Source organism: Kribbella solani (assembly GCF_014205295.1).
GTDB lineage: Bacteria > Actinomycetota > Actinomycetes > Propionibacteriales > Kribbellaceae > Kribbella > Kribbella solani.
Genome location: NZ_JACHNF010000001.1, coordinates 4,411,760 through 4,431,759, shown reverse-complemented (window position 1 = coordinate 4,431,759; position 20,000 = coordinate 4,411,760). Strand labels below are relative to the sequence as shown.

Below are 20,000 nucleotides of genomic sequence, written 5' to 3'. Positions count from 1 at the left end.
GGGCGCTAGGACATCCCACCCATGAACGAAACCCTGTTCAACATCGTTCTGATTCTGGTCTTCGTACTGATCGGCGGCGTTTTCGCCGCCGCCGAGATGGCCCTGGTTTCACTCCGGGAGAGCCAGCTCAAGTCCCTGTCGCACCGCGGCCGGCGCGGCGAGATCGTCGCCAAGGTGGCCGCCAACCCGAACCGGTTCCTCTCCGCCGTGCAGATCGGCGTGACGCTGATGGGGTTCCTGTCCGCGGCCTTCGGTGGCGCGACCCTGGCCGACGCGCTCGCGCCGCACCTGCGCGCCCTGGGCCTGCCGGCCTCGGTGGCGAACACGGTCGCGCTGGTACTGATCACCATCTGCATCTCCTACGTCTCGATCGTGGTCGGCGAGCTGGCGGCCAAGCGGCTGGCGCTGCAGCGGGCCGAAGGGTTCGCGCTGGTACTCGGCCCGATGGTCGACCGGATCGCCTCCGGCGCCCGGCCGGTGATCTGGCTGCTGTCGAAGTCGACCGACCTGGTCGTCCGCGCGCTCGGCGGTGACCCGAACGCGAACCGCGAGGTGATGTCCGACGAGGAGCTCCGCGACCTGGTCTCCGGGCACGAGTCACTCGGCGAGGAGGAGCGGAAGATCGTCGACGACGTCTTCGAGGCCGGCAGCCGGCAGCTCCGCGAGGTGATGCTGCCGCGGACCGAGGTGGACTTCGTCGACGCCGAGATGCCGGCCTACAAGGCGGTCAAGTTCGCCGCCGAGCGGCCACACTCGCGGTACCCGGTGATGCACGGCTCGGCGGACGACATCGCCGGTTTCGTCCACGTCCGGGACCTGTTCGACCCGGCGGTCGCGACCCGCTCGGTCCGGGTCGGCGACCTGGCCCGCGAAGTGCTGATGCTGCCCGACACCGCGAAGCTGCTGCCGACGCTGACCGAGATGCGCCGCCGCAGTACCCACCTCGCGATCGTCCTGGACGAGTACGGCGGCACCGCCGGCATCGTCACGCTGGAGGATCTGGTCGAGGAACTGATCGGCGACATCAAGGACGAGTACGACGAGGAAGCGGCCGAGACCACCCGGCTGGGCAGCGGCGACCTGGTCGTGGACGGCCTGCTCAACCTGGACGACTTCGCCGACGCGACCACGATCGAGCTGCCCGACGGTCCGTACGAGACCGTCGGCGGGTTCCTCGCCGCCGCGCTCGGGAAGGTCCCGGCCACCGGCGACGAGGTCCCGCTCGGTACCCACACCCTGACCGTCACCGAGATGGACGGCCGCCGGGTCGCGCGGGTCCGGCTGCACCGGGTCACGCCGGCAGCGGAGGAGCAACCGCCCTCTGAGGCAGCAGCCCCCGCCGGCGGCTGAACACGACCAGCCCGCCGACCACGTACCCGAGACCCTGGACGACCAGGACCGGGATGATGCCGACGGCGTCGCCGAGGAAACCGGCCGAGGTGATCCCCACCAGGACGGCGACACTCTCGGCGGCGCCGATCGCACCGAAGATCCGGCCCCGGGTGCCGTCGGCGGTCAGGTGCTGGAAGACCGTCATCATCCCGGCCAGGCTGAGCGCGCCGGGCAGGCCGACGACGATCATGAAGACGAACGCCGGCAACGTACTGTCCGAGACCAACGGGTAGAGGAACAGCGCGACGTCGATCACGCCGAAGGCGAACGCGCCGAGTCCCCACAGCGTCGCGGCCGGCCAGCGGGAGCCGATCGCGGCCGCGATCAGGCCGCCGACGATGCCACCGATCGCCTGCGACGACACGATCAGGCCGTACACCTTGCCGTCGCCGCCGATCTCGGCGCTGACGAACGGCGCGAACAGCGTGCTCATGATGCCCTCGCCAACCCCGGTGACCAGGGAGAAGACGAACAGCAACCGGATCGCCGGCCCGGCCACGCAGAGCCGCAAACCTTCGGTCCACTCGGTCTTCAGCCGCCGGATCGCGCCGCCTGCAGTCTCTTCCGAGGTTGTCTCTTCGGCCTGGTTCGGGTGGGTACGCCGGTACCGCATCGCCGCGACCAGCGCGACCGCGATCAGGAACGTCACCGCATCGCCGATCGCCAGCATCGTGAGGCCGCCGATGGCCGCGAACAGTCCGCCGAGCGCCGCGCCGATCAATCGGGCGAGATCGCGGATCTGGCTGTTCAACGCGTTCGCGGTGACCAGTTGCTCGGAGCTGACCAGCACGGGTACGAGTGACTGCTCGGCCGGCGTGAAGAACTGCTGCAGACAACTCTGCGCCAGCACGACCGCGTACACGATCCAGATCGTGCTGGCGCCGTGGACCGCCAGTAGCGGCAGTAGGACGACCACGTTGAGTACGTTCGTGACGAGCATCGTGGTGCGCTGGTCCCAGCGATCCACGAAGACACCGGCCAGCGAACCGAGTACGACCGCGGGCAGGAACGATGCGAGCAGCAGTCCGCCCGAGGCGAGCGTCGACCCGGTCAGTACGTACACCTGGAAGGCGAGGCCCGTACGCAGCAGCCAATCGCCGGTCAGCGAGATCAGGCCGGCGCTCAGCATCAGCCGGTAGTCACGCTGCCGAACCAGGACGCCCCACAAGTCCTTCATGGCTACTCCTCTTCGGGGGAGATGGTGACGATCTGGGTGAACTGGACGTGCCGGCTGCCCGGCGGGCGGGTGGACTTGTCGTCGATCGGGCGCTCGTCGACCCAGCGCTGCAGCAGCGCGTCGATCTGCGTGACCAGCTCGGCCAGCTCGTCGCGGGTCAGGTAGAAGCCGCTCTGGCCGATACCCGAGTTGTCCCGCCAGACCGCGTCCTCGGTCGGGCGTTGCTGCTGCCACTGGCTGAGTGAGTCGAGGGCGCGTTCGGCCAGCAACTGCTCCAGTACCTCGGCGGCCGCGGCGCCCTCGGGAGTGGCGCCGGCGTCACGCCAGGACTGCGAGGTCGAGACCAGTCGCCACGGGCGCTCGCGGTTGTCCTTCCCGGGCGCCGGCTCGACGAAGTCGTACTTCGCCAGCTGCCGCAGGTGATGCGACGCCAGCGCCTGGCTGATCCCCAGCCGCCGGGCCGCGTCCGCCGCCGTCATCGGCCCCTCCCGGCCCAGCAACGCCTGCAGGTCCAGCCGGACCGGGTGCGCCATCGCACGAATCGCCAGCGGATCGTTCAGCAACCGGGTACGCCGCGGGTCATTCTCCAAAGACATGCTTGGAATATGCGGCATGCCTCAGTCAGATGTCAAGCTGTTGCTTGGAATCGGAGCCGCGCACCGAACGACAGGTAGTGGTAGGCCCAAGTCGCCCGACACGCCGCGGATGGGCGGCGGCACGCCGGGACTGGGGAAGGACTACCTGTTCTTCGGTACTGCTTGGCGGAGCCAGGTCAGGGCGGGGGTAGCGTGGGTGAGGATCGAGACATGGCTTAGGCCGGGGTGTAGGTCGAGGGTGGCGTTCGGGAGGTTGGCGGCCAGCCACTCGGAGTGGGTGCTGGGGATGATTCGGTCGGCGGTGCCGTGGATCAGGTGTACGGGGGCGGTGATCGTTGCCGGGTCGCAGCCCCACGGCAGGACGTAGTCGCAGTCGTCGTCGACCAGGCCGTCCGGGCCGTTCGGCATCGCCGGCTCTCCGGCGACCGAGCCGAGCCAGCCCCACGGTCCGCCGAACATCGCCACGTCCGACTCGGTGAACTCCGGGTCGTACTCGACGCCCGAGGTCTCGTACCGCAGCTTCTCGTCCCGCCCGGCGACCGCCGCTTCGAGTGATGCGACGCCGGACGGGATCATCCCGGCATACCAGTCGAGGCCGGGTACGTCGTACGGCGCGACCGCGGCGAGAGTGGCGACCGCGGTGACGCGCGGACCGAGTACCGCGGCGGCGCCGAGCGCGAACGAGCCGCCGCCGGAGTACCCCATCAAGGCGCAGGTCGCGATCCCCAGGGTGTCCAGGACGGTGGTCAGATCGGCTGCCGTCGAGGCAATCGTGCGGCCCGGCGCGGACGTCGATCCGCCGTACCCGGGCCGGTCGAAGCCGATCCACCGAATCTCGAGCTGCTCACTCGCGTCGGCCAGCGGCGCGGGCGGCGTACCCAGATTGGGCGTGCCGTGATGCCAGACCACGACCAGCCGGCTGTCGTCACCCGGCGCGCTGTCGTACCCGTGCAGAATCCGTCCATCCGCCAGGCGGAAATCGATCTCATCCATGCCGGCCAGCCTAAGAGGGTGTCCTCAGACACCCTCTAAGTGCCGAAATGTCGAGTGGCCCGGATCGCTTCCGACCTCTGCTGCGAAAGATTCGCTGTCCGAAAGGAAGTTCGACCATGAAGTACCTGCTGCTCATTCACAGCAACCCGGTCACCTGGGGGCACCCGTCGTTCCTCAACACCGAGCGGGGAAAGGCGCTGCCGAAGCAGGCCCGGGCCGCGTTGTCGGCGCAGCTCGAGAAGTTGCTCGGCGAGCTCCAGGAGTCCGGTGAGCTGATCAGCGCGGTCCCGCTCGACCCGCCGGCGAAGACCCGGGTGGTCCGGGTCCGCGAAGGCGTCCGGGCCACTACCGACGGCCCGTACTCGGAGACGAAGGAGCAACTGGCCGGCGTCTTCCTGATCGACGTGGCCGGACCCGGCCGCGCCGAAGACATCGCGGCCACCATTCCGGAGGCCGAGTTCTGCGCGGTCGAGGTCCGGCCGGTGTCGGTCTTCGACTGAGCCGGTTCCAGGCCAGGTCCGGTCCTGGGGACAAGGCCGGTTCCAGGATCGGACCGGTGCTAGGACAGGGCCGGGTTCTAGGACAGGGCCGGGTTCTAGGACAGGACCGGGTTCTAGGACAGGACCAGGCGGGAGTGGGTTTGTTCCGTCGCGAGGGCGGGGTCGAGGCGGTCGAGGGCCAGCCAGGTCGCGCCGCTCACCCCGTCCCGGGCGGTCCGGACGTCGCCGTCGAAGAACTTCCGGATCAGCTGCCCGACCGGCGAGGACTCGCCCGCGACGCTGCCGGCCAGCACCATCGGGCCGGTGTCCGACGTTGTCTGCAGCCGCGCGGCGGTTTCCGTGAGCAACTCGGCTGCGCGTTTCACCAGCGCCTGAGCGGTCTCATCACCCGCCGCGTACGCCGCGATCACCGCCGGCGCCAGTTCGGCCAGCATGACCGGCGGCCGCCCGTTCACCGTACGCACCAAATCGTCACGCAGAGTATCGTATCCTTCACCCTGTGCAATCGATTCTGCGGTCCGCTCCGGCAGGATCGCCAGCACGACGGACTGCCCGAGCGGCCCGAGCGGCTCCCGGAGATCCAGCGTTTTCAAGGCACTGCGTACCGCCTCGCGCCCGAGCCAGAAGCCGGAACCGTCGTCGCCGAGCAACCAGCCGTGCCCGCCCGCCATCCGTACCAGCTCGTGGTTGCGCATCAGGCCGGCGTTGCTGCCGGTGCCCGCGATCAGCACGGTGCCGTCCGGTTCCGGCGTGCCGGAGGCGAACGCGACCTCCAGATCACCGATGTACCGCGGCGGAACCGTCAGCCCGGCGCCCGTCCACGCCGCCTCGAACTGGGCCGCCACGTCCGGCCGCGCGAGCGCCACGCCGCCGGCCATGCCGACCACCGCCGCGCGGACGGTCGTGGGGTCCAGCCCGGTGACGGCGATGTGAAGCGCCTGACCGAAGTTGGCCGCCGCGCTTGCCGGATGACTGGTCGGATTTCCGCCCGCGGCGGCACCGCGACCGACTACGTTGCCCTCGGAGTCCGCGATCACGATTCGGGTGGAGGTGCCACCGAGGTCCCCGCCGAGGACCAGCGGACCGGCCGGCGCCTGGACCACTTGGCCGGCGGCGGTGTCGGCAGGGTCCGGCAGAGGGCGTTCTACCGACATACTCAATGCTCCAAACTGCTCAAAAGAGCTTATTAACAAGCACAATAGAACAAGGTCACGCAACGGTCCCGATCTGAGGAGATCCTCTAGATGAGCCTTGACTTTAGCTGTCAGTTGAGAAAAGTTCTGTCCAGCAAACCGCAAACCTGCGCACTTGTCGGCATCGAGCCTGCCGAAGTGAACAGATTAATCGAGGGGTGGGGCCGCTGATGGCCAGCAGTGTTTCGGGGGACGGCGCGAGCGTTTCGGGCGTCAGCGCGCAGGCTTATGTGCGGACATTGATGCCGGTGCTGTCCGCGGTGACCGCGCAGATCGACGGCCCGATCCAGGCCGCCGCCGACCTGATGACCACGTCGCTGCGCGCGAACGGGGTGATCCAGGCCTTCGGGTCCGGGCACTCGGAGGCGCTCGCGATGGAGATCGCCGGCCGGGCCGGCGGCCTGATCGCCAGCAACCGGATCGCGCTGCGCGACCTGGTCCTGCTCGGCGGTGAGCCGAAGGAACTGCTCCGCAGCGCCGAACTCGAGCGCGACCCGGCGTACTCGCGGAAGCTCTACGAGCTGTCCGCGGCCCGCGAGGGCGACCTGTTCATCATCGCGTCGAACTCCGGCGTGAACGGCTCGATCGTCGAACTGGCCAGCGTGGTGAAGGAGAAGGGCCACCCGCTGATCGCGATCACCTCGATGCAGCACACCAGTGGGATGGAGTCCCGGCACCCGTCCGGCAAGAAGCTGATCGACTTCGCGGACGTCGTGCTCGACAACCACGCGCCGTTCGGCGATTCGGTGCTGGACCTGCCGGACGGTGGCGGCAAGGTCTGCGCGGTCTCGTCCATCACCGCGGCCCTGATCGCGCAGATGCTGGTCGCGGAGGTCCTGCGCCGGATGACCGAGGCCGGCGAGACCCCGCCGGTGTACCTGTCGGCGAACATCCCGGGTGGCGACGAGCACAACCACGCCCTGGAAGCCCGGTACGAAGGCCGAATCCGGCGTACTGCCTGAAAGATTCGTTCCGTGGCGGTCGGCATGATGCCGGCCGCCGCGGCACTCTGAAGGACTAGCCTGCGGTGGTGCTCAAACGGCGGACCTTGTTGCAGGGAGTGCTGGGCGGCGCGGTCCTGAGTGGCTGCTCGTCGGGCCCGTCGACGACGGCTCCGACCGTGTCGCCGCAGAACCCGTTCCAGGTCGACGGCGCCGCCGCGGTCGACGTGGTGATCGGTGACGAGTACGGCGGGTTCGGCGCGGCCGCGTACCGGAAGAAGTACGCCGGGGCCAGTGTCACGCCGAAGTTGACCGCTCAGTTGCCGGAGGAGTTGCTGCCCCGCTTCGCCACCGGTACGCCACCCGATGTGGTGCTGAGCAGCGGCGATGGCGCGCTGGATCTCGGCCGCTTGGTCAAGGACAACCAGCTCAGCGATCTCAGCCGGCTCCTCACCGCACCGTCCTGGGACGATCCGAACAAGACGGTCAAGGACCAGCTCCTGCCGTTGCTCAATGCCGGGCGCTACGACGGTACGCAGCGCACGCTCAACTACATCGTCACCGTGTACGGGCTGTGGTACTCCGCGAGCCTGTTCCAGCGGCACAACTGGGACGTACCACGGACCTGGCCGGATTTGCTTGCCCTGGGCACCGATATGAAGGCGGCCGGGATCGGCCCGTTCATCTACGCCGGCACGCACCCGTACTACCTGCTCGAGCTGGTACTCACGCTGGCCGCCAAGTCCGGCGGCGCGGACGTGCTCAAGCGGATCGACAACCTGGAGGCGGGCGCCTGGAAGGACGAGCACGTCACCCGGGCGATCGCCGCGGTGGGTGAGCTCGCCAAGCGCGGGCTGATCGCGCCGGGCAGTGCGAAGTACGACCATCTCGGCTCGCAGAAACGGTTCCTGGCCGGGAAGGCCGGGATGCTGCCGTGCGGGAACTGGCTGGAGAACGAGATGAAGGGCCAGATCCCGGCCGACTTCGCGCTGACGATGTTCGCCGTACCGGCGCTGGACACGTCGCCCGCGCTGGTCAGCGGGCTGCATGTCGCGGCGACCGCGCCGTTCCTGGTGCCGGCGAAGGCGAAGAATGCGGCCGGTGGACTGGAGTACCTGCGGGCGCAGTTGTCCCAGGACGTCGCGGCGCAGGTGAGTTCGGAGTCCAATCAGCTCACCATCGTGCGGGGCGCGGCGGACGGTCTGGAGATCGGCTCGGCGCTTCGGTCGGCTCGGGATCTGCTGGCGGCCGCGGGCGACCAGACCATCGCCTGGTACTTCGACACTTGGTACCCGGCCTTTGCGAACGAGGCCGCGGCGGCCACCGGTCAGTACCTGGCCGGCGGACTGCAGCAGTCCGAGTGGACCGCCCGGATTCAGGCCGCCGCCGACAAGCTCAAAGCGGACGACGCGATCACCAAGTACCGCCGGGGATGAGTTTCGGGTTAGGTTAGGGCAACCTAACTCGAATCTGTGAGGTCCGCATGCGTCCGCTGGTGTTCCTGGCCGTACTCCTGCTCGCCCTGACCGGGTGCGGAAGCGGTGCCGACGAGGCGCCACAAGCCGCGGCGGACCAGGGCAGTGGGTTCCCGGTCACGATCAAGAACAAGTACGGCGACACGGTCGTCAAGGAAGCGCCGAAGCGGATCGTGACGGTCGGGCTGGTCGAGCAGGACGCGATGCTGGCGCTGGGTGTCGTACCGGTGGCGACGACCGAGTGGTTCGGCGAGAAGCCCGGGGCGCTGTTCCCGTGGGCGAAGGCGAAGCTCGGGGACGCCGCGCTGCCGCAGGTGCTGAGCGAGAAGGACGGACTGCAGTTCGAGAAGATCGCCGCGCTCCGGCCGGATCTGATCGTCGGGCTGTACTCCGGGATCTCCGCGGACGACTACAAGAAACTGACCGCGATCGCGCCGACGGTCGCGCAGCCGGTCGGCGTACCGGACTATGGCGTGTCGTGGCAGGTGGTGGCGCGGACGGTCGGTCAGGCCGTCGGGAAGGCGCGGCAGGCCGATGACCTGGTGCGGGGGATCGAGCAGCGGTTCGCGGAGGTGCGGTCGAAACATCCTGAGTTCAAGGGCAAGAGCGCGTTGATCGCTTCGCCGTACGAGGGGTTCTTCGTGTTCGGGTCGCAGGATCCGCGGTCGCGGTTGCTGACCGACTTCGGGTTCACGTTGCCGGCCGGGCTGGACAAGGTGATCGGGGACAAGTTCGGCGGGAATCTCAGTGCTGAACGGATCACGTTGCTGGACCAGGAGGTGCTGCTGTGGTTCCCGTCCAAGGGCGGTACGGCGAAGCTGAAAGCTGATCCGCTTTACCGGAACCTGAAGGTACGTACCGAGCGGCGGGACGTGTTCGTCGAGGAGAACTACGACGACCCGCTGTACGGCGCGATCAGTTTTGTCTCGGTGCTCAGTTTGCCGATCGTGCTCGACGACCTGGTACCGAAGCTCGCGGCCGCGGCGGACGGGAATCCGGCGACGACTGGCTGATTTGCCGTCGCGGTCGGGCGGTTGGCGCCGTACGCTCTGAAGTGGAGAGTGAGTGCGATGGCGTGGCTGTTCTCACTGGGGTTGTTCCTGGTGCTCTGCGTCCTGCTCGGCCTGATCCTGCCGAACCCACCACCCTCGCGCCGGCGCCGCGACCTGCAGGACCGCATCACCCGACGCCTCAAGCGCCCCCGCGCTTGGCTGCACGCCCGCCTGCGTACCCGGTTGCCTGCACGCTTGCGCCCGCCGCCGGTGCCGGTTCCTGATCCGTTCGACACGTTGCGCCTGCAGACCCGGCTGACCTGCCTGTCCAGCAAGATCCGCACGGTCGAGTCCACCCCGCACATCTACGCCCGCGCGCACCGGCTGATGGCACTGGAGGCCGCCTACGACGACCTCCTGGACGAAGCCTGCCGCCTGGCCGGCGTCCCCACCACCCCCGCCCAACCCCACTCCGAACAAAAACGCTGGCAAGAAGAACAAGAACTCTCCGCCCGCGGCTGGACCTGGTAACCCCACGCCTGGGCGTCACTTCGCACCGAGGGGTGCGCGTCGGCCCGGCACCACCTCCGCCCGGTTGCCCCCCCCATAACAACCCCGCCGAGCGGAGCGAGGCGGGCATAGTTCTTGGCTTATGGACGCATAGACCCGCCCGGGTGTGGAGTGATCTCTCCTCGCTGGCAGAATCGGGCCCATGTCCCATGCTGCGTCTGACCCCTCCGCAGCCGGTTCCCAGCGACGCCCGCGCGTGCTCTCCGGGATCCAGCCGACGGCGGACTCCTTCCACTTCGGCAACTACCTCGGCGCGTTGCGGCAGTGGGTGGCTCTGCAGGACGACCACGACGCGTTCTACTGCGTCGTCGACCTGCACGCCATCACGGTGGAGTACGAGCCGAAGGCGCTCCGCGAGCGCACCCGCCGGTCCGCGGCGCAGCTGCTCGCGGCCGGGATCGACCCGGAGCGGTCCACCCTGTTCGTCCAGTCGCAGGTGCCGGAGCACGCTCAGCTCGCCTGGGCGCTGTCCTGCATCACCGGCATGGGCGAGGCCAGCCGGATGACCCAGTTCAAGGACAAGACCGCGAAGGGCGGCGCGGACCGCGCCACCGTCGGCCTGTTCACGTACCCGATCCTGCAGGCCGCGGACATCCTGATCTACCAGGCGGACCGGGTCCCGGTCGGTGAGGACCAGCGCCAGCACGTGGAGCTGACCCGCGACCTGGCGCAGCGTTTCAACCACCGGTTCGGCAAGACGTTCCGGCTGCCCGAGGCGCACATCGTGAAGGCGACCGCGAAGATCTTCGACCTGCAGGACCCGACGGCGAAGATGAGCAAGTCCAGCTCGTCACCGGCCGGCATCATCGACCTGCTGGACGAGCCGAAGGCGAGCGCGAAGAAGATCCGCTCCGCGGTCACCGACTCCGGCCGGGACGTGGTCTTCGACGTCGAGAACAAGCCCGGCGTCGCGAACCTGCTGACCATCTACTCGGCCCTGACCGGCCGGAAGATCAGCGAGCTCGAGGACGAGTACGCGGGCCGTGGCTACGGCGACTTCAAGAAGGACCTGGCCGACGTCGTGGTCGAGTTCGTCACGCCGTTCCGGGAGAAGGCGCTGTCGTACCTGGACGACCCGGCCCAGCTGGACGCGATCCTGGCCGCCGGCGCCGAGCGCGCCCGCGCGGTCACCGCGCCGACTTTGGCCAAGGTGTACGACCGCCTCGGCTTCGTACCAGGCCCGGCCACCGCATGACCACGATCGGTGTCGCGATTCCGATCGCGGAGCCGTACGGGAGCGAGCTGCAGAAGTACCGGGCCGACTTCGGTGATCCGATGGCCGCGTCGATCCCGACCCATGTGACGCTGCTGCCGCCGACCGAGATCGCGGCGGACGACCTGGCGGCGATCGACGAGCACCTGCTCGCGGTCGCGGCCCGGTTCCCGCGGTTCCGGATCCGGCTGCGTGGTACGGCGACCTTCCGGCCGATCTCGCCGGTGGTGTTCGTGCCGCTCGCGGAGGGCATCTCGTCCTGCGAGGTGCTGCAGTCGCAGGTCCGGTCCGGCCCGTTGCAGGTCGAGCTCAAGTTCCCGTACCACCCGCATGTCACGGTCGCGCACGACCTGGGCAAGGACGCGCTGGACCGCGCGTACGACGCCCTGTCCGAGTACGACTGTGGTTTCGACGTGGAGTACTTCAGCCGGTACGAACACGGTGCCGACGGCGTGTGGCGGCCGCAACGATCGTTCCCGCTGGCAGGCTGACTCTCCTCGGCACGGGTACAGGAGAACGATGAAGACGCTGAAGGCCGCCTGGAAACGGTTCAGCCGTACGCGGCTGTGGCGGGCCTGGAACCGGTACGGTGACCGGCGCGGGAACCGGCTGGCCGGCGCCACCAGCTTCTTCGGGTTCCTGTCGCTGTTCCCGCTGATCGTGCTGGCGGCGGCGATCACCGGGCCGCTGCTCGGCGAGCACGCGGTGGCGGCGCTGAAGGACGCGATCCAGCAGAACCTGCCCGGGATCGGCAAGAACATCGACATCGACGGGCTGATCCAGCACGCCGGCACGATCGGGCTGATCTCGGGTGTGTCGCTGCTGCTCACCGGTCTCGGCTGGATCGACTCGATGCGGGCGTCGATCCGGTCCATGCACGAGCTGGACGACCAGCCCGGGAACGCGATCAAGCTGAAGCTGGCGGACCTGGCCGCGATGATCGGCCTCGGCCTGATCGGGCTGATCGCGACCGGCGCGTCGTCGGTGCTGACCGGTTTGTCCAAGCGCATCGTCGAGGCCACCGACCTGTCCGGTACCTGGCTGGCGAACTGGGGTTTCGACCTGATCAGCGTGGTCGTCGGGATCGGCGCCGGCGCGGTGCTCTTCCTGTACCTGGAGACGGCTCTGCCGCGGATCATCCTGCCGCGGAAGGTCGCGCTGATCGCCGCGTCGGCCGGTGGGGTCGTGTTCTACCTGGCTCAGAAGCTCGGCAACGTGTACGTGGACCACGTGATCGGTTCGAACGCCGCGTACGGCGCCCTCGCGCTTCCGCTGGCGCTGCTGGTCTGGATCTACCTGATGACCCGGGTGATCATGCTGATCGCCGCCTGGGCAAAGGAAGCAACCCTGGATGCCCGAACAGCCGAGGAGGCCGAGGACGCTCCCGTGGCGGCACAGGCGGCCGAGGAGCCGTTGCTGTTGGGGCCGCCGGGGAAGCGGTACAAGGTGGTGCCGATCCCGGAGCGAAAGGCAGATACGGTCGCGGTAGCAGCCGGCGCGGTACTCGGTGCGACTCTGACTACATTGGCCGTTGGTGCCGTACGTGCTGCCCGGTCGGTGCGTAGGCGTTAGCGCTTAGTGGCGGCGGCCGCGGCGGAGGGTTCGGGGGCGGCGGAGGAACAGGCCGAGTAGGAGGACGGGCGGGGCCGCGTACACCCAGATCGGGATCCGGAGTGCGAGGGACTGCATCGCCTGGCCGGGGCTGAGTACGGTGCGGCTGCGGTCGGGCCGGTCCGGGCCTGGTTCCGGGCCGGTGGTGGTGGCCTTGTGGTCGGTCGTGGTCTTCGGCGGCGTGGCGGCCGGCCTGACCAGCGTGCCGACCGGCTGGAGCTTGCCGTAGTTGGCGAACGCCCAGGTCAGCAGGTTGGCGGCGTCCTCGGTGATGCCGTGCGGCGCGTTCATCATCGTCACCACCAGGGTGTGACCGTTCCGCCGGGCGGCGCCGACGAACGTGTTCCGGGCCAGCGTCGTGTACCCGGTCTTGACGCCGAGCGCTCCGTCGTAGCTGAACAGCAACTTGTTCTGGTTCGCGACCTGGTACGTGCCCTTGTTGCCGGCATTCGGGAAGTTCGTGAACTTCGTCGACGCGTACTTGGCGAAGTCGGGCCGGGACAGTCCTGCCTGCGCGAACAGCGCCAGGTCGTACGCGCTGGAGTACTGCCCGTCGGCGTCGAGGCCGGTCGGGTCGGTGACGGTGGTGTCGAGCGCGCCGAGGTCCTTGGCCTTCGCGTTCATCCGCTGGATGGTGGCCGGGACGCCGCCCTGGTCGTGGGCGCAGAGCGCGTGCACGGCGTCGTTCCCGGAGGCCAGGAACATGCCCTGGAAGAGCAGGTCGACGGTGTAGTGCAGGCCCGGGTACACCCCGACCTTGCTGCCGATGATGCGGGCGTCGGCGTCCGAGCCGATCACCGGATCGGTCTTCTTCAGCCGGGGCAGCAGCACCAGCGCGGTCAGCGTCTTGAGCGTACTGGCCGGGCGGAGCTTGGCGTGCGGTGCCTTGGCCGCGAGTACCTGACCGGTGTCCAGGTCGGCGACCACGAAGGCCGACGCCTGCACCGCCGGCGGCGACGCCCCCGTGGCGACCACCGTCGGCTTCGCGGTCAGCAGGTCGCCGCCGACCGGGCCTTGTGAGCCCTGGCCGGCGGCGGTCGCTGTCACGGGCCCGGCGGCCACCAGTGCGGCGGTCGCGCAAGCCGTCAGAAGCAAACGCATCGGCCGCACTCTAGTTGGCCGATGGTCCAGATGTCACAAACGGGTCTCATGCGCGATAGGCAGTCCACATGTTGCTGATCCGGGTTGACTGTCCCGGGGTGAACTGGTTGTAGCAGGAGTCGTACGAGTAATCCATGTAGTTGTGGATCGGGTCCAGGCCGGGCAGTGAGCAGGAGTCACGGCCGGTCGGGCAGCCGCTGGAGGCGCTGCTCTGGGCGGGCGTGTCGGCCACCGAGTCGTTCGTACTCGTGCAGCCGCCCTGGAACGTGTGGTACAGCCCGAACCAGTGCCCGGCCTCGTGGGAGGCGGTCTTGCCGAGGTTGTAGTTGGTCGCCGAACCACCGGGCAGCGAGGTGTACTGCACCCGGATGCCGTCGATCGACGGGTTGTTCGCGTAGTCCCACGGGAAGGTCGCGATCCCGAGGTAGGAGAAGTCGACGAGCCAGATGTTCAGCGCGTTCTTCCCGCCCTTGCGGGTCTGGGACCGGTACGTGGTGCTCGCGCCGTCGCGGTGCCAGGTGTCGTTGTTGTACCGGTAGGTGCCGGCCAGGGTGAAGCTGAACCCGGTGTTGGCGGCCTGTGACGACTCACCGCCCGCGAAGTTCTGGTTCAGCTCGGCGATCTGGTTGCTGATCTGGGTGGCGGTGACATCCCCGGCACCACTCGCGCTCCGCATCACGTGCACGTACACCGGCACGGTCGCGGCCGCCAGCTTGCCGGCTTTCGGCGCGAGTCCACGCGCCTGCTTGGCCTTCAGGATCTGCGCGGTCCGGGCCTCGATCGCTTTCTGCTCGGTCACCGACAGGTCCCGGTGATCGGCGCCGAACCCACCGCGGGCGGCGGCTCCTTCTTCAGGCGTGAAACAGGCTGGGTTCCCGGTCTGATCGGCAGGCAGTTGCGCGTTGGCCTGCCCTCCGAGCGGACTGAACACCAGCGCCGTACCGGCCAGCATGACAGCCAGTACACGGGGGCGGGTAATGAACCGACCGGGGTGGTGGGGCGGGGAAGGTATTGAAGACTGCATGGCGGTCCTCCAGGATCGGGCCGCTTGGGCGGTGCGGCCGAATCCGGAGATTTTCGCCGTGATTCCGCACAGTGCCAACCCGTTCACTGACAGTTCAGTGCCACGGCACCGCCGCGCCTGCCGTTGACACCGGTCGGCCCGGCCTGCGTCAATGGACTGTACGTAGACCAATAGACTCCGGGAGTGGTCGTGCTGAGTGTTGGCGAGTTGCGCAGGCTGGTTGAGGGGGGTGTGGTCGACACGGTGCTGGTGGGGATCGTGGACATGCAGGGGCGGTTGCAGGGAAAGCGGTGCGGCGCTCGGTATTTCCTGGAGGAGGTACTGAAGGACGGCACCGAGGGGTGCAACTACCTGCTCGCGGTCGACGTGGACATGAACACGGTGGACGGGTACGCGATGTCGTCGTGGGAGCGAGGCTACGGCGACCTGGTGATGGCTCCGGACCTAGACACGTTGCGGCTGCTGCCCTGGCTCGAAGGCACGGCCCTGGTGATGTGCGACGTGGAGTGGCTGGACGGTACGCCGGTGATCGCCTCGCCTCGGCAGGTGCTGCGGCGGCAGCTGGACCGGCTCGCGGAGCGCGATCTCGTCGCGTACGTCGGGACCGAGCTGGAGTTCATCGTCTTCGGCGACACCTTCGAAGCGGCCTGGGACAAGCGGTACCGCGACCTCACGCCGGCGAACCAGTACAACGTGGACTACTCGCTGCTGGGTACGTCCCGGATCGAGCCGCTGCTCCGGGACATCCGCAACGGCATGACCGGTGCCGGCCTGTACGTCGAGTCCGCGAAAGGTGAGTGCAATTTCGGTCAGCACGAGATCGCCTTCCGGTACGCCGAAGCGTTGGCGACGTGCGACAACCACTCGATCTACAAGACCGGCGCGAAGGAGATCGCGTCGAAACATGGCAAGAGCCTCACGTTCATGGCCAAGTACGACGAACGTGAAGGAAACTCGTGCCACATTCACCTGAGCTTCCGGTCCACCGACGGCGCGCCCGTACTCGCCGGTGATCGCGACCACGGGTTCTCCCGGCTGATGGAGCACTTCATCGCCGGTCAGCTCGCCTGCCTGACCGAGTTCAGCTATCTGCTGGCCCCGAACATCAACTCCTACAAGCGATTCGCGAAGGGAAGTTTCGCGCCGACCGCGGTCGCGTGGGGCCTCGACAACCGCACCTGCGCGCTGCGCGTGGTCGGCCATGGCGATTCGCTCCGGGTCGAGAACCGCGTCCCCGGCGGCGACGTGAACCCGTACCTCGCGGTCGCCGCGATCATCGCGGCCGGCTTGCACGGCATCGAGAACGAACTGGAGCTCGAGCCGCTGCTGGAAGGCAACGCGTACGAGTCCGACAAGGAGCACGTGCCGGCCACCTTGCGCGAAGCGGCCGCGCTCTTCACCGGCTCAAAACTGGCGCGGACGGCCTTCGGCGACGAAATGGTCGACCATTACGCGAACGCGGCGCGGGTCGAGCTGGACGCGTACGACGCCGCCGTCACCGACTGGGAGCGAGTCCGTGGTTTCGAACGCCTCTGACCGGCCGCGCATCGGCATCACCACGTACCTCGAACCGGCCATCTGGGGGATCTGGCAACGCGAGGCAGCTCTGCTTCCGCGCGTCTACCTGGACGCGGTTGTCGCGGCCGGTGGCACGCCACTACTGCTGCCCCCGGTCGGCACGGACCCCTCGGTCCTGGGCGTACTCGACGGGCTCGTCATCGCCGGTGGATGCGACGTCGACCCAGCAGCGTACGGCGCGACGCCCCATCCCGAGACCATCGGCACCAGTCCCGGCCGAGACCAGCACGACGCCACGCTGATCCAGGCGGCCCTGGAATGGGAGCGTCCTGGCCGACCAGTTGGCCTGCCGTTGCTCGCGGTCTGCCGCGGCCTGCAGGTACTGAACGTCGCCCTCGGCGGCACCCTCCACCAGCACTTGCCGGAAGTAGTTGCCCATGACGACCATCGCCCGGCGCCGGCAGCGTTCGGCAGCACCGAGATCAAGGTCGAGCCGGGTACCCTGACGCACCGCATCCTCGGCGCGCAGGCGACCGGCAGCTGCTACCACCACCAGGCGATCGACGTACTCGCGCCCGCCCTGACCGTCACCGCCCGCGCCGGCGACGGGACGATCGAAGCGGCGGAAGTGGCGGACCGCGCCTTTGCCCTCGGCATCCAGTGGCACCCGGAAGAGACCCGCGATGACCTGCGGCTCTTCACAGCCCTGATCAGGAGCACCAGATGACGTACGACGTGATCAACCCGGCCACCGAGAAGGTGATCCGGACCGTCCAGCTCGCCTCGGAAACCGACGCCGACGCCGCGATCGCCCGGGCCGCGAACGCCTTTGAAACTTGGCGAAACGTGGCACCGGCCGACCGTGGCCGACTGCTGCGCAGGTTCGCCGACGCGGTCGACCAGGACCTGGAGCACCTGGCCGCGCTCGAGGTGGAGAACGCGGGCCACACCATCGGCAACGCCCGCTGGGAGGCCGGTAACGTCCGCGACGTGCTGACGTACTACTCGGCCGCCCCGGAACGCCTGTTCGGCAAGCAGATCCCAGTTGCCGGCGGCATCGATCTGACCTTCCAGGAACCTCTCGGCGTGGTCGGCGTCATCGTGCCGTGGAACTTCCCGATGCCGATCGCCGGCTGGGGATTCGCCCCGGCGCTCGCGGCCGGCAACACCGTCGTACTCAAACCCGCCGAGCTCACTCCGCTGACCGCGATCCGGCTCGGCGAACTCGCGCTGGAAGCCGGTCTGCCACCCGGCGTACTCGAAGTCGTGCCCGGCAAGGGGACTGTGGTCGGGCAGCGTTTCGTCACCCATCCCGCGGTCCGGAAGATCGTCTTCACCGGGTCGACGACGGTCGGGAAGCAGATCATGGCCGGGTGCGCGGACCAGGTGAAACGGGTGACGCTGGAGCTGGGCGGCAAGTCCGCGAACATCGTGTTCGCCGACGCGGATCTGGAGAAGGCGGCCGCGCAGGCGCCGTACGGCGTGTTCGACAACGCCGGGCAGGACTGCTGCGCGCGCAGTCGCATCCTGGTCGAACGGACCGCGTACGACCGGTTCATGGAACTGCTCGAACCGGCGGTCCGCGACTTCAAGGTTGGTGACCCCAATGATCCGGCCACGGAGATGGGTCCGTTGATCTCGCGGCAGCAGCTGGAACGCGTCGCGGCGTACGTCGAGAACCCTGCGTTTCAAGGGACCGCGCCGTCGGGGGACGGGTACTGGTTCCCGCCGACCGTGCTCGCGCCGCCGACCGTACGCGCCGCGCGGGAAGAGATCTTCGGCCCGGTCGTCGCGGTGATCCCGTTCACGGACGAGGCCGACGCGCTCCGGATCGCGAACGACAGCGAGTACGGCCTGTCCGGCTCGATCTGGACCAGGGACCTCGGCCGGGCGATCCGGGCCGGTCGCGGCGTCGAAGCCGGCAATCTCTCGATCAACTCCAACTCGTCGGTCCGGTACTCGACGCCGTTCGGCGGTTACAAACAGTCCGGCCTCGGCCGGGAGCTGGGCCCGGACGCGCCGGCCGCGTTCACCGAGACCAAGAACATCTTCATCTCCACGGAGGACTGAATGCCTGTTGACATCAGTGGCAATGCGCATCGGCTCGAGGGCCGGGTCGCGGTGGTGACCGGCGGCGCCGGCGGGATCGGCCTGGCGACGGTTCGGCGGCTGGCGGCGGAGGGCGCGCGGGTCGTGATCGGCGACGTCGACCCGGTCGCGGGCAAGGATGCCGCGGACGCGGTCGGCGGGTTGTTCGTGCCGACCGATGTCACCGATCCGGCGGCGGTCGACCAGTTGTTCAAGCAGGCCTTCGACACGTACGGCGCGGTGGACATCGCGTTCAACAACGCGGGCATCTCGCCGCCGGACGACGCCTCGATCCTGGACACCGGGCTGGAGGCGTGGCGGAAGGTCCAGGAGGTAAATCTGACCTCGGTGTACCTGTGTTGCAAGGCCGCGATCCCGTACATGCAGCGGCAGGGCAAGGGGTCGATCATCAACACCGCCTCGTTCGTCGCGGTGATGGGCGCGGCCACGTCGCAGATCTCGTACTCGGCGTCGAAGGGCGGCGTACTGGCGATGAGCCGGGAGCTCGGCGTCGAGTTCGCCCGGCAGGGGATCCGGGTGAACGCGCTCTGTCCCGGCCCGGTGAACACGCCGCTGCTGACCGAGCTGTTCGCGAAGGACCCGGAGCGGGCCCAGCGCCGCCTGATCCACGTCCCGATGGGCCGGTTCGGCGAACCGGAGGAGATCGCCGCCGCCGTCGCCTTCCTGGCCAGCGACGACAGCTCCTTCATCACCGCGAACACCTTCCTGGTGGACGGGGGAATCTCCGGCGCCTACGTGACCCCGCTCTAGTCCACGCGGCGGGTGGGCGCGGCCGGCGTCGTCGCCTCCCGCGGCGCGCTCGGCGTGGCGCCTAGTCTTGAGGCATGGTCGTTCAGGCAGACGAAGCGGTGTTCCGGCCGGTGCGGGCCGGGAACCCGTTCGAGGAGACGGTCGAGCGGTTGCTGCAGGCAATCAAGCTCGGGGTCGTCGGCCCGGGCGACCGGTTGCCGCCGGAGCGTGAGCTGGCGGCCCGGCTGAGCGTCAGCCGGGTCACCCTCCGGGAGGCGATCCACGCGCTCACCGAGGCCGGGTACGTCGAGTCCCGCCGCGGCCGGTACGGCGGCACGTTCGTCAACGCCGAGTTGCCGAAACCACCGCGTACGCCGGCCAAACGCATCGCCCGTGACCTGGCCGACGGCCTGGAGGACGCGCTCACGTTGCGCAACGTCCTGGAGACCGGTGCCGCGGAGGCCGCCGCGGCCCGGGAGCTGACGACGGCCGAGCGGGACCACCTCCGGCGCTGCCTGGACGAGAACGCCGCCGCCAGCCTGACCGACTACCGCCGGCTGGATTCGCGCCTGCACCTCGCGGTCGCGGAGGTGACCGGATCACCGTCCCTGACGTCGGCCGTCGCCGATGTACGGATGCGCCTGAACGAACTGCTCGACGCGATCCCGCTGCTGGAACGCAACATCGCGCATTCGAACGTGCAGCACGCGGTGATCGTCACCGCGATCCTGACCGGCGACCCGGCCGCCGCCCGCCGCGCCATGCAGGAACACCTGTCGGGTACGGCCGCCCTGCTCCGTGCCTTCCTGGCCTGATCGGGCTGGTCTGGCCTGATCGGGTGGGAGCTGGAAGCGCGCTGATTCTTG

Annotated in this window: 20 protein-coding genes; 14 read left to right on the top strand and 6 right to left on the bottom strand. The window is 68.7% G+C overall.

From position 1 onward, the window contains the following. The first annotated feature begins 21 nt into the window (after positions 1 to 21). On the top strand, positions 22 to 1,350 hold the full coding sequence (locus HDA44_RS20135) for a hemolysin family protein (RefSeq protein WP_184836676.1): 1,329 nt from the start codon (positions 22 to 24) through the stop codon (positions 1,348 to 1,350). Here the strand turns inward: HDA44_RS20135 and HDA44_RS20130 are convergent. From HDA44_RS20130 to HDA44_RS20120, 3 genes are all read right to left on the bottom strand, one after another. Beyond that, positions 1,292 to 2,569, bottom strand: a complete 1,278-nt coding sequence (locus HDA44_RS20130; RefSeq protein ID WP_184836675.1) for an MFS transporter — start codon at positions 2,567 to 2,569, stop codon at positions 1,292 to 1,294. The two genes, HDA44_RS20135 and HDA44_RS20130, sit on opposite strands and share 59 nt — an antisense overlap. 2 nt (positions 2,570 to 2,571) lie before the next feature. After that, complete coding sequence (locus HDA44_RS20125) at positions 2,572 to 3,165, bottom strand: helix-turn-helix domain-containing protein (RefSeq protein ID WP_184836674.1); 594 nt, start codon at positions 3,163 to 3,165, stop codon at positions 2,572 to 2,574. A gap of 141 nt (positions 3,166 to 3,306) precedes the next feature. Next, on the bottom strand, positions 3,307 to 4,158 hold the full coding sequence (locus tag HDA44_RS20120) for an alpha/beta fold hydrolase (protein ID WP_184836673.1): 852 nt from the start codon (positions 4,156 to 4,158) through the stop codon (positions 3,307 to 3,309). 116 nt (positions 4,159 to 4,274) lie between these two features. On the opposite strand from HDA44_RS20120, the gene HDA44_RS20115 reads away from it, so the two are divergent. After that, a complete protein-coding gene (locus HDA44_RS20115; RefSeq protein WP_184836671.1) occupies positions 4,275 to 4,658 on the top strand; it encodes a YciI family protein in 384 nt (127 codons plus the stop codon). A gap of 113 nt (positions 4,659 to 4,771) precedes the next feature. On the opposite strand, the gene HDA44_RS20110 is transcribed toward HDA44_RS20115, so the two are convergent. Continuing rightward, positions 4,772 to 5,812, bottom strand: coding sequence for an N-acetylglucosamine kinase (locus tag HDA44_RS20110; RefSeq protein ID WP_184836670.1), 1,041 nt, complete (start codon positions 5,810 to 5,812; stop codon positions 4,772 to 4,774). A gap of 209 nt (positions 5,813 to 6,021) precedes the next feature. On the opposite strand from HDA44_RS20110, the gene HDA44_RS20105 reads away from it, so the two are divergent. The 7 genes from HDA44_RS20105 to HDA44_RS20075 all read left to right on the top strand — a co-directional run bounded on the left by HDA44_RS20105 (position 6,022) and on the right by HDA44_RS20075 (position 12,614). Next, on the top strand, positions 6,022 to 6,813 hold the full coding sequence (locus tag HDA44_RS20105) for a sugar isomerase domain-containing protein (RefSeq protein WP_184836669.1): 792 nt from the start codon (positions 6,022 to 6,024) through the stop codon (positions 6,811 to 6,813). A 68-nt stretch (positions 6,814 to 6,881) separates the two neighbouring features. Then, a complete protein-coding gene (ngcE, locus tag HDA44_RS20100) occupies positions 6,882 to 8,228 on the top strand; it encodes an N-acetylglucosamine/diacetylchitobiose ABC transporter substrate-binding protein (protein WP_184836667.1) in 1,347 nt (448 codons plus the stop codon). Between the two features lie 47 nt (positions 8,229 to 8,275). After that, positions 8,276 to 9,280: an iron-siderophore ABC transporter substrate-binding protein gene (locus HDA44_RS20095; RefSeq protein ID WP_184836665.1), complete on the top strand. Its 1,005-nt coding sequence runs from the start codon at positions 8,276 to 8,278 to the stop codon at positions 9,278 to 9,280. A 57-nt stretch (positions 9,281 to 9,337) separates the two neighbouring features. Next, a complete protein-coding gene (locus HDA44_RS36745) occupies positions 9,338 to 9,790 on the top strand; it encodes a hypothetical protein (protein ID WP_202887458.1) in 453 nt (150 codons plus the stop codon). 181 nt (positions 9,791 to 9,971) lie between these two features. Continuing rightward, positions 9,972 to 11,024 (top strand): tryptophan--tRNA ligase, encoded by a 1,053-nt coding sequence (gene trpS / locus HDA44_RS20085; RefSeq protein WP_184836663.1) that lies wholly within the window; start codon positions 9,972 to 9,974, stop codon positions 11,022 to 11,024. After that, positions 11,021 to 11,533, top strand: coding sequence for a 2'-5' RNA ligase family protein (locus HDA44_RS20080; protein WP_184836661.1), 513 nt, complete (start codon positions 11,021 to 11,023; stop codon positions 11,531 to 11,533). The genes trpS and HDA44_RS20080 overlap by 4 nt, the downstream gene beginning before the upstream one ends. 28 nt (positions 11,534 to 11,561) lie before the next feature. Next, positions 11,562 to 12,614: a YihY/virulence factor BrkB family protein gene (locus tag HDA44_RS20075; RefSeq protein ID WP_184836659.1), complete on the top strand. Its 1,053-nt coding sequence runs from the start codon at positions 11,562 to 11,564 to the stop codon at positions 12,612 to 12,614. 3 nt (positions 12,615 to 12,617) lie between these two features. Here the strand turns inward: HDA44_RS20075 and HDA44_RS20070 are convergent, their stop codons facing one another. After that, positions 12,618 to 13,754: a D-alanyl-D-alanine carboxypeptidase family protein gene (locus tag HDA44_RS20070; RefSeq protein ID WP_184836657.1), complete on the bottom strand. Its 1,137-nt coding sequence runs from the start codon at positions 13,752 to 13,754 to the stop codon at positions 12,618 to 12,620. A gap of 46 nt (positions 13,755 to 13,800) precedes the next feature. Continuing rightward, on the bottom strand, positions 13,801 to 14,706 hold the full coding sequence (locus tag HDA44_RS20065) for a zinc metalloprotease (protein WP_238352493.1): 906 nt from the start codon (positions 14,704 to 14,706) through the stop codon (positions 13,801 to 13,803). Between the two features lie 303 nt (positions 14,707 to 15,009). On the opposite strand from HDA44_RS20065, the gene HDA44_RS20060 reads away from it, so the two are divergent. The 5 genes from HDA44_RS20060 (at position 15,010) to HDA44_RS20040 (ending at position 19,949) form a co-directional block, all read left to right on the top strand. After that, positions 15,010 to 16,314 carry a glutamine synthetase family protein gene (locus HDA44_RS20060; protein ID WP_337906178.1) on the top strand — a complete coding sequence of 435 codons (1,305 nt, stop codon included), beginning with the start codon at positions 15,010 to 15,012 and terminating at the stop codon, positions 16,312 to 16,314. After that, complete coding sequence (locus tag HDA44_RS20055) at positions 16,295 to 17,023, top strand: gamma-glutamyl-gamma-aminobutyrate hydrolase family protein (protein ID WP_184836653.1); 729 nt, start codon at positions 16,295 to 16,297, stop codon at positions 17,021 to 17,023. The genes HDA44_RS20060 and HDA44_RS20055 overlap by 20 nt, the downstream gene beginning before the upstream one ends. After that, the gene (locus tag HDA44_RS20050) at positions 17,020 to 18,366 is read left to right on the top strand and encodes an aldehyde dehydrogenase family protein (protein WP_184836651.1); all 1,347 of its coding nucleotides are present in this window, start codon (positions 17,020 to 17,022) and stop codon (positions 18,364 to 18,366) included. The genes HDA44_RS20055 and HDA44_RS20050 overlap by 4 nt, the downstream gene beginning before the upstream one ends. Further along, a complete protein-coding gene (locus HDA44_RS20045) occupies positions 18,367 to 19,155 on the top strand; it encodes a 3-oxoacyl-ACP reductase (RefSeq protein ID WP_184836649.1) in 789 nt (262 codons plus the stop codon). Positions 19,156 to 19,229: 74 nt separating this feature from the next. Continuing rightward, positions 19,230 to 19,949: a FadR/GntR family transcriptional regulator gene (locus tag HDA44_RS20040; protein ID WP_184836648.1), complete on the top strand. Its 720-nt coding sequence runs from the start codon at positions 19,230 to 19,232 to the stop codon at positions 19,947 to 19,949. Positions 19,950 to 20,000: the final 51 nt, after the last annotated feature.

Excerpts from the sequence above, each read along its gene's own strand:
- HDA44_RS20135 (WP_184836676.1), top strand. The coding sequence starts at position 22 with ATGAACGAAACCCTGTTCAACATCGTTCTGATTCTGGTCTTCGTACTG.
- HDA44_RS20130 (WP_184836675.1), bottom strand. The coding sequence starts at position 2,569 with ATGAAGGACTTGTGGGGCGTCCTGGTTCGGCAGCGTGACTACCGGCTG.
- HDA44_RS20125 (WP_184836674.1), bottom strand. The coding sequence starts at position 3,165 with ATGTCTTTGGAGAATGACCCGCGGCGTACCCGGTTGCTGAACGATCCG.
- HDA44_RS20120 (WP_184836673.1), bottom strand. The coding sequence starts at position 4,158 with ATGGATGAGATCGATTTCCGCCTGGCGGATGGACGGATTCTGCACGGG.
- HDA44_RS20115 (WP_184836671.1), top strand. The coding sequence starts at position 4,275 with ATGAAGTACCTGCTGCTCATTCACAGCAACCCGGTCACCTGGGGGCAC.
- HDA44_RS20110 (WP_184836670.1), bottom strand. The coding sequence starts at position 5,812 with ATGTCGGTAGAACGCCCTCTGCCGGACCCTGCCGACACCGCCGCCGGC.
- HDA44_RS20105 (WP_184836669.1), top strand. The coding sequence starts at position 6,022 with ATGGCCAGCAGTGTTTCGGGGGACGGCGCGAGCGTTTCGGGCGTCAGC.
- HDA44_RS20095 (WP_184836665.1), top strand. The coding sequence starts at position 8,276 with ATGCGTCCGCTGGTGTTCCTGGCCGTACTCCTGCTCGCCCTGACCGGG.
- HDA44_RS36745 (WP_202887458.1), top strand. The coding sequence starts at position 9,338 with ATGGCGTGGCTGTTCTCACTGGGGTTGTTCCTGGTGCTCTGCGTCCTG.
- trpS (WP_184836663.1), top strand. The coding sequence starts at position 9,972 with ATGTCCCATGCTGCGTCTGACCCCTCCGCAGCCGGTTCCCAGCGACGC.
- HDA44_RS20080 (WP_184836661.1), top strand. The coding sequence starts at position 11,021 with ATGACCACGATCGGTGTCGCGATTCCGATCGCGGAGCCGTACGGGAGC.
- HDA44_RS20075 (WP_184836659.1), top strand. The coding sequence starts at position 11,562 with ATGAAGACGCTGAAGGCCGCCTGGAAACGGTTCAGCCGTACGCGGCTG.
- HDA44_RS20070 (WP_184836657.1), bottom strand. The coding sequence starts at position 13,754 with ATGCGTTTGCTTCTGACGGCTTGCGCGACCGCCGCACTGGTGGCCGCC.
- HDA44_RS20065 (WP_238352493.1), bottom strand. The coding sequence starts at position 14,706 with ATGCTGGCCGGTACGGCGCTGGTGTTCAGTCCGCTCGGAGGGCAGGCC.
- HDA44_RS20050 (WP_184836651.1), top strand. The coding sequence starts at position 17,020 with ATGACGTACGACGTGATCAACCCGGCCACCGAGAAGGTGATCCGGACC.
- HDA44_RS20045 (WP_184836649.1), top strand. The coding sequence starts at position 18,367 with ATGCCTGTTGACATCAGTGGCAATGCGCATCGGCTCGAGGGCCGGGTC.
- HDA44_RS20040 (WP_184836648.1), top strand. The coding sequence starts at position 19,230 with ATGGTCGTTCAGGCAGACGAAGCGGTGTTCCGGCCGGTGCGGGCCGGG.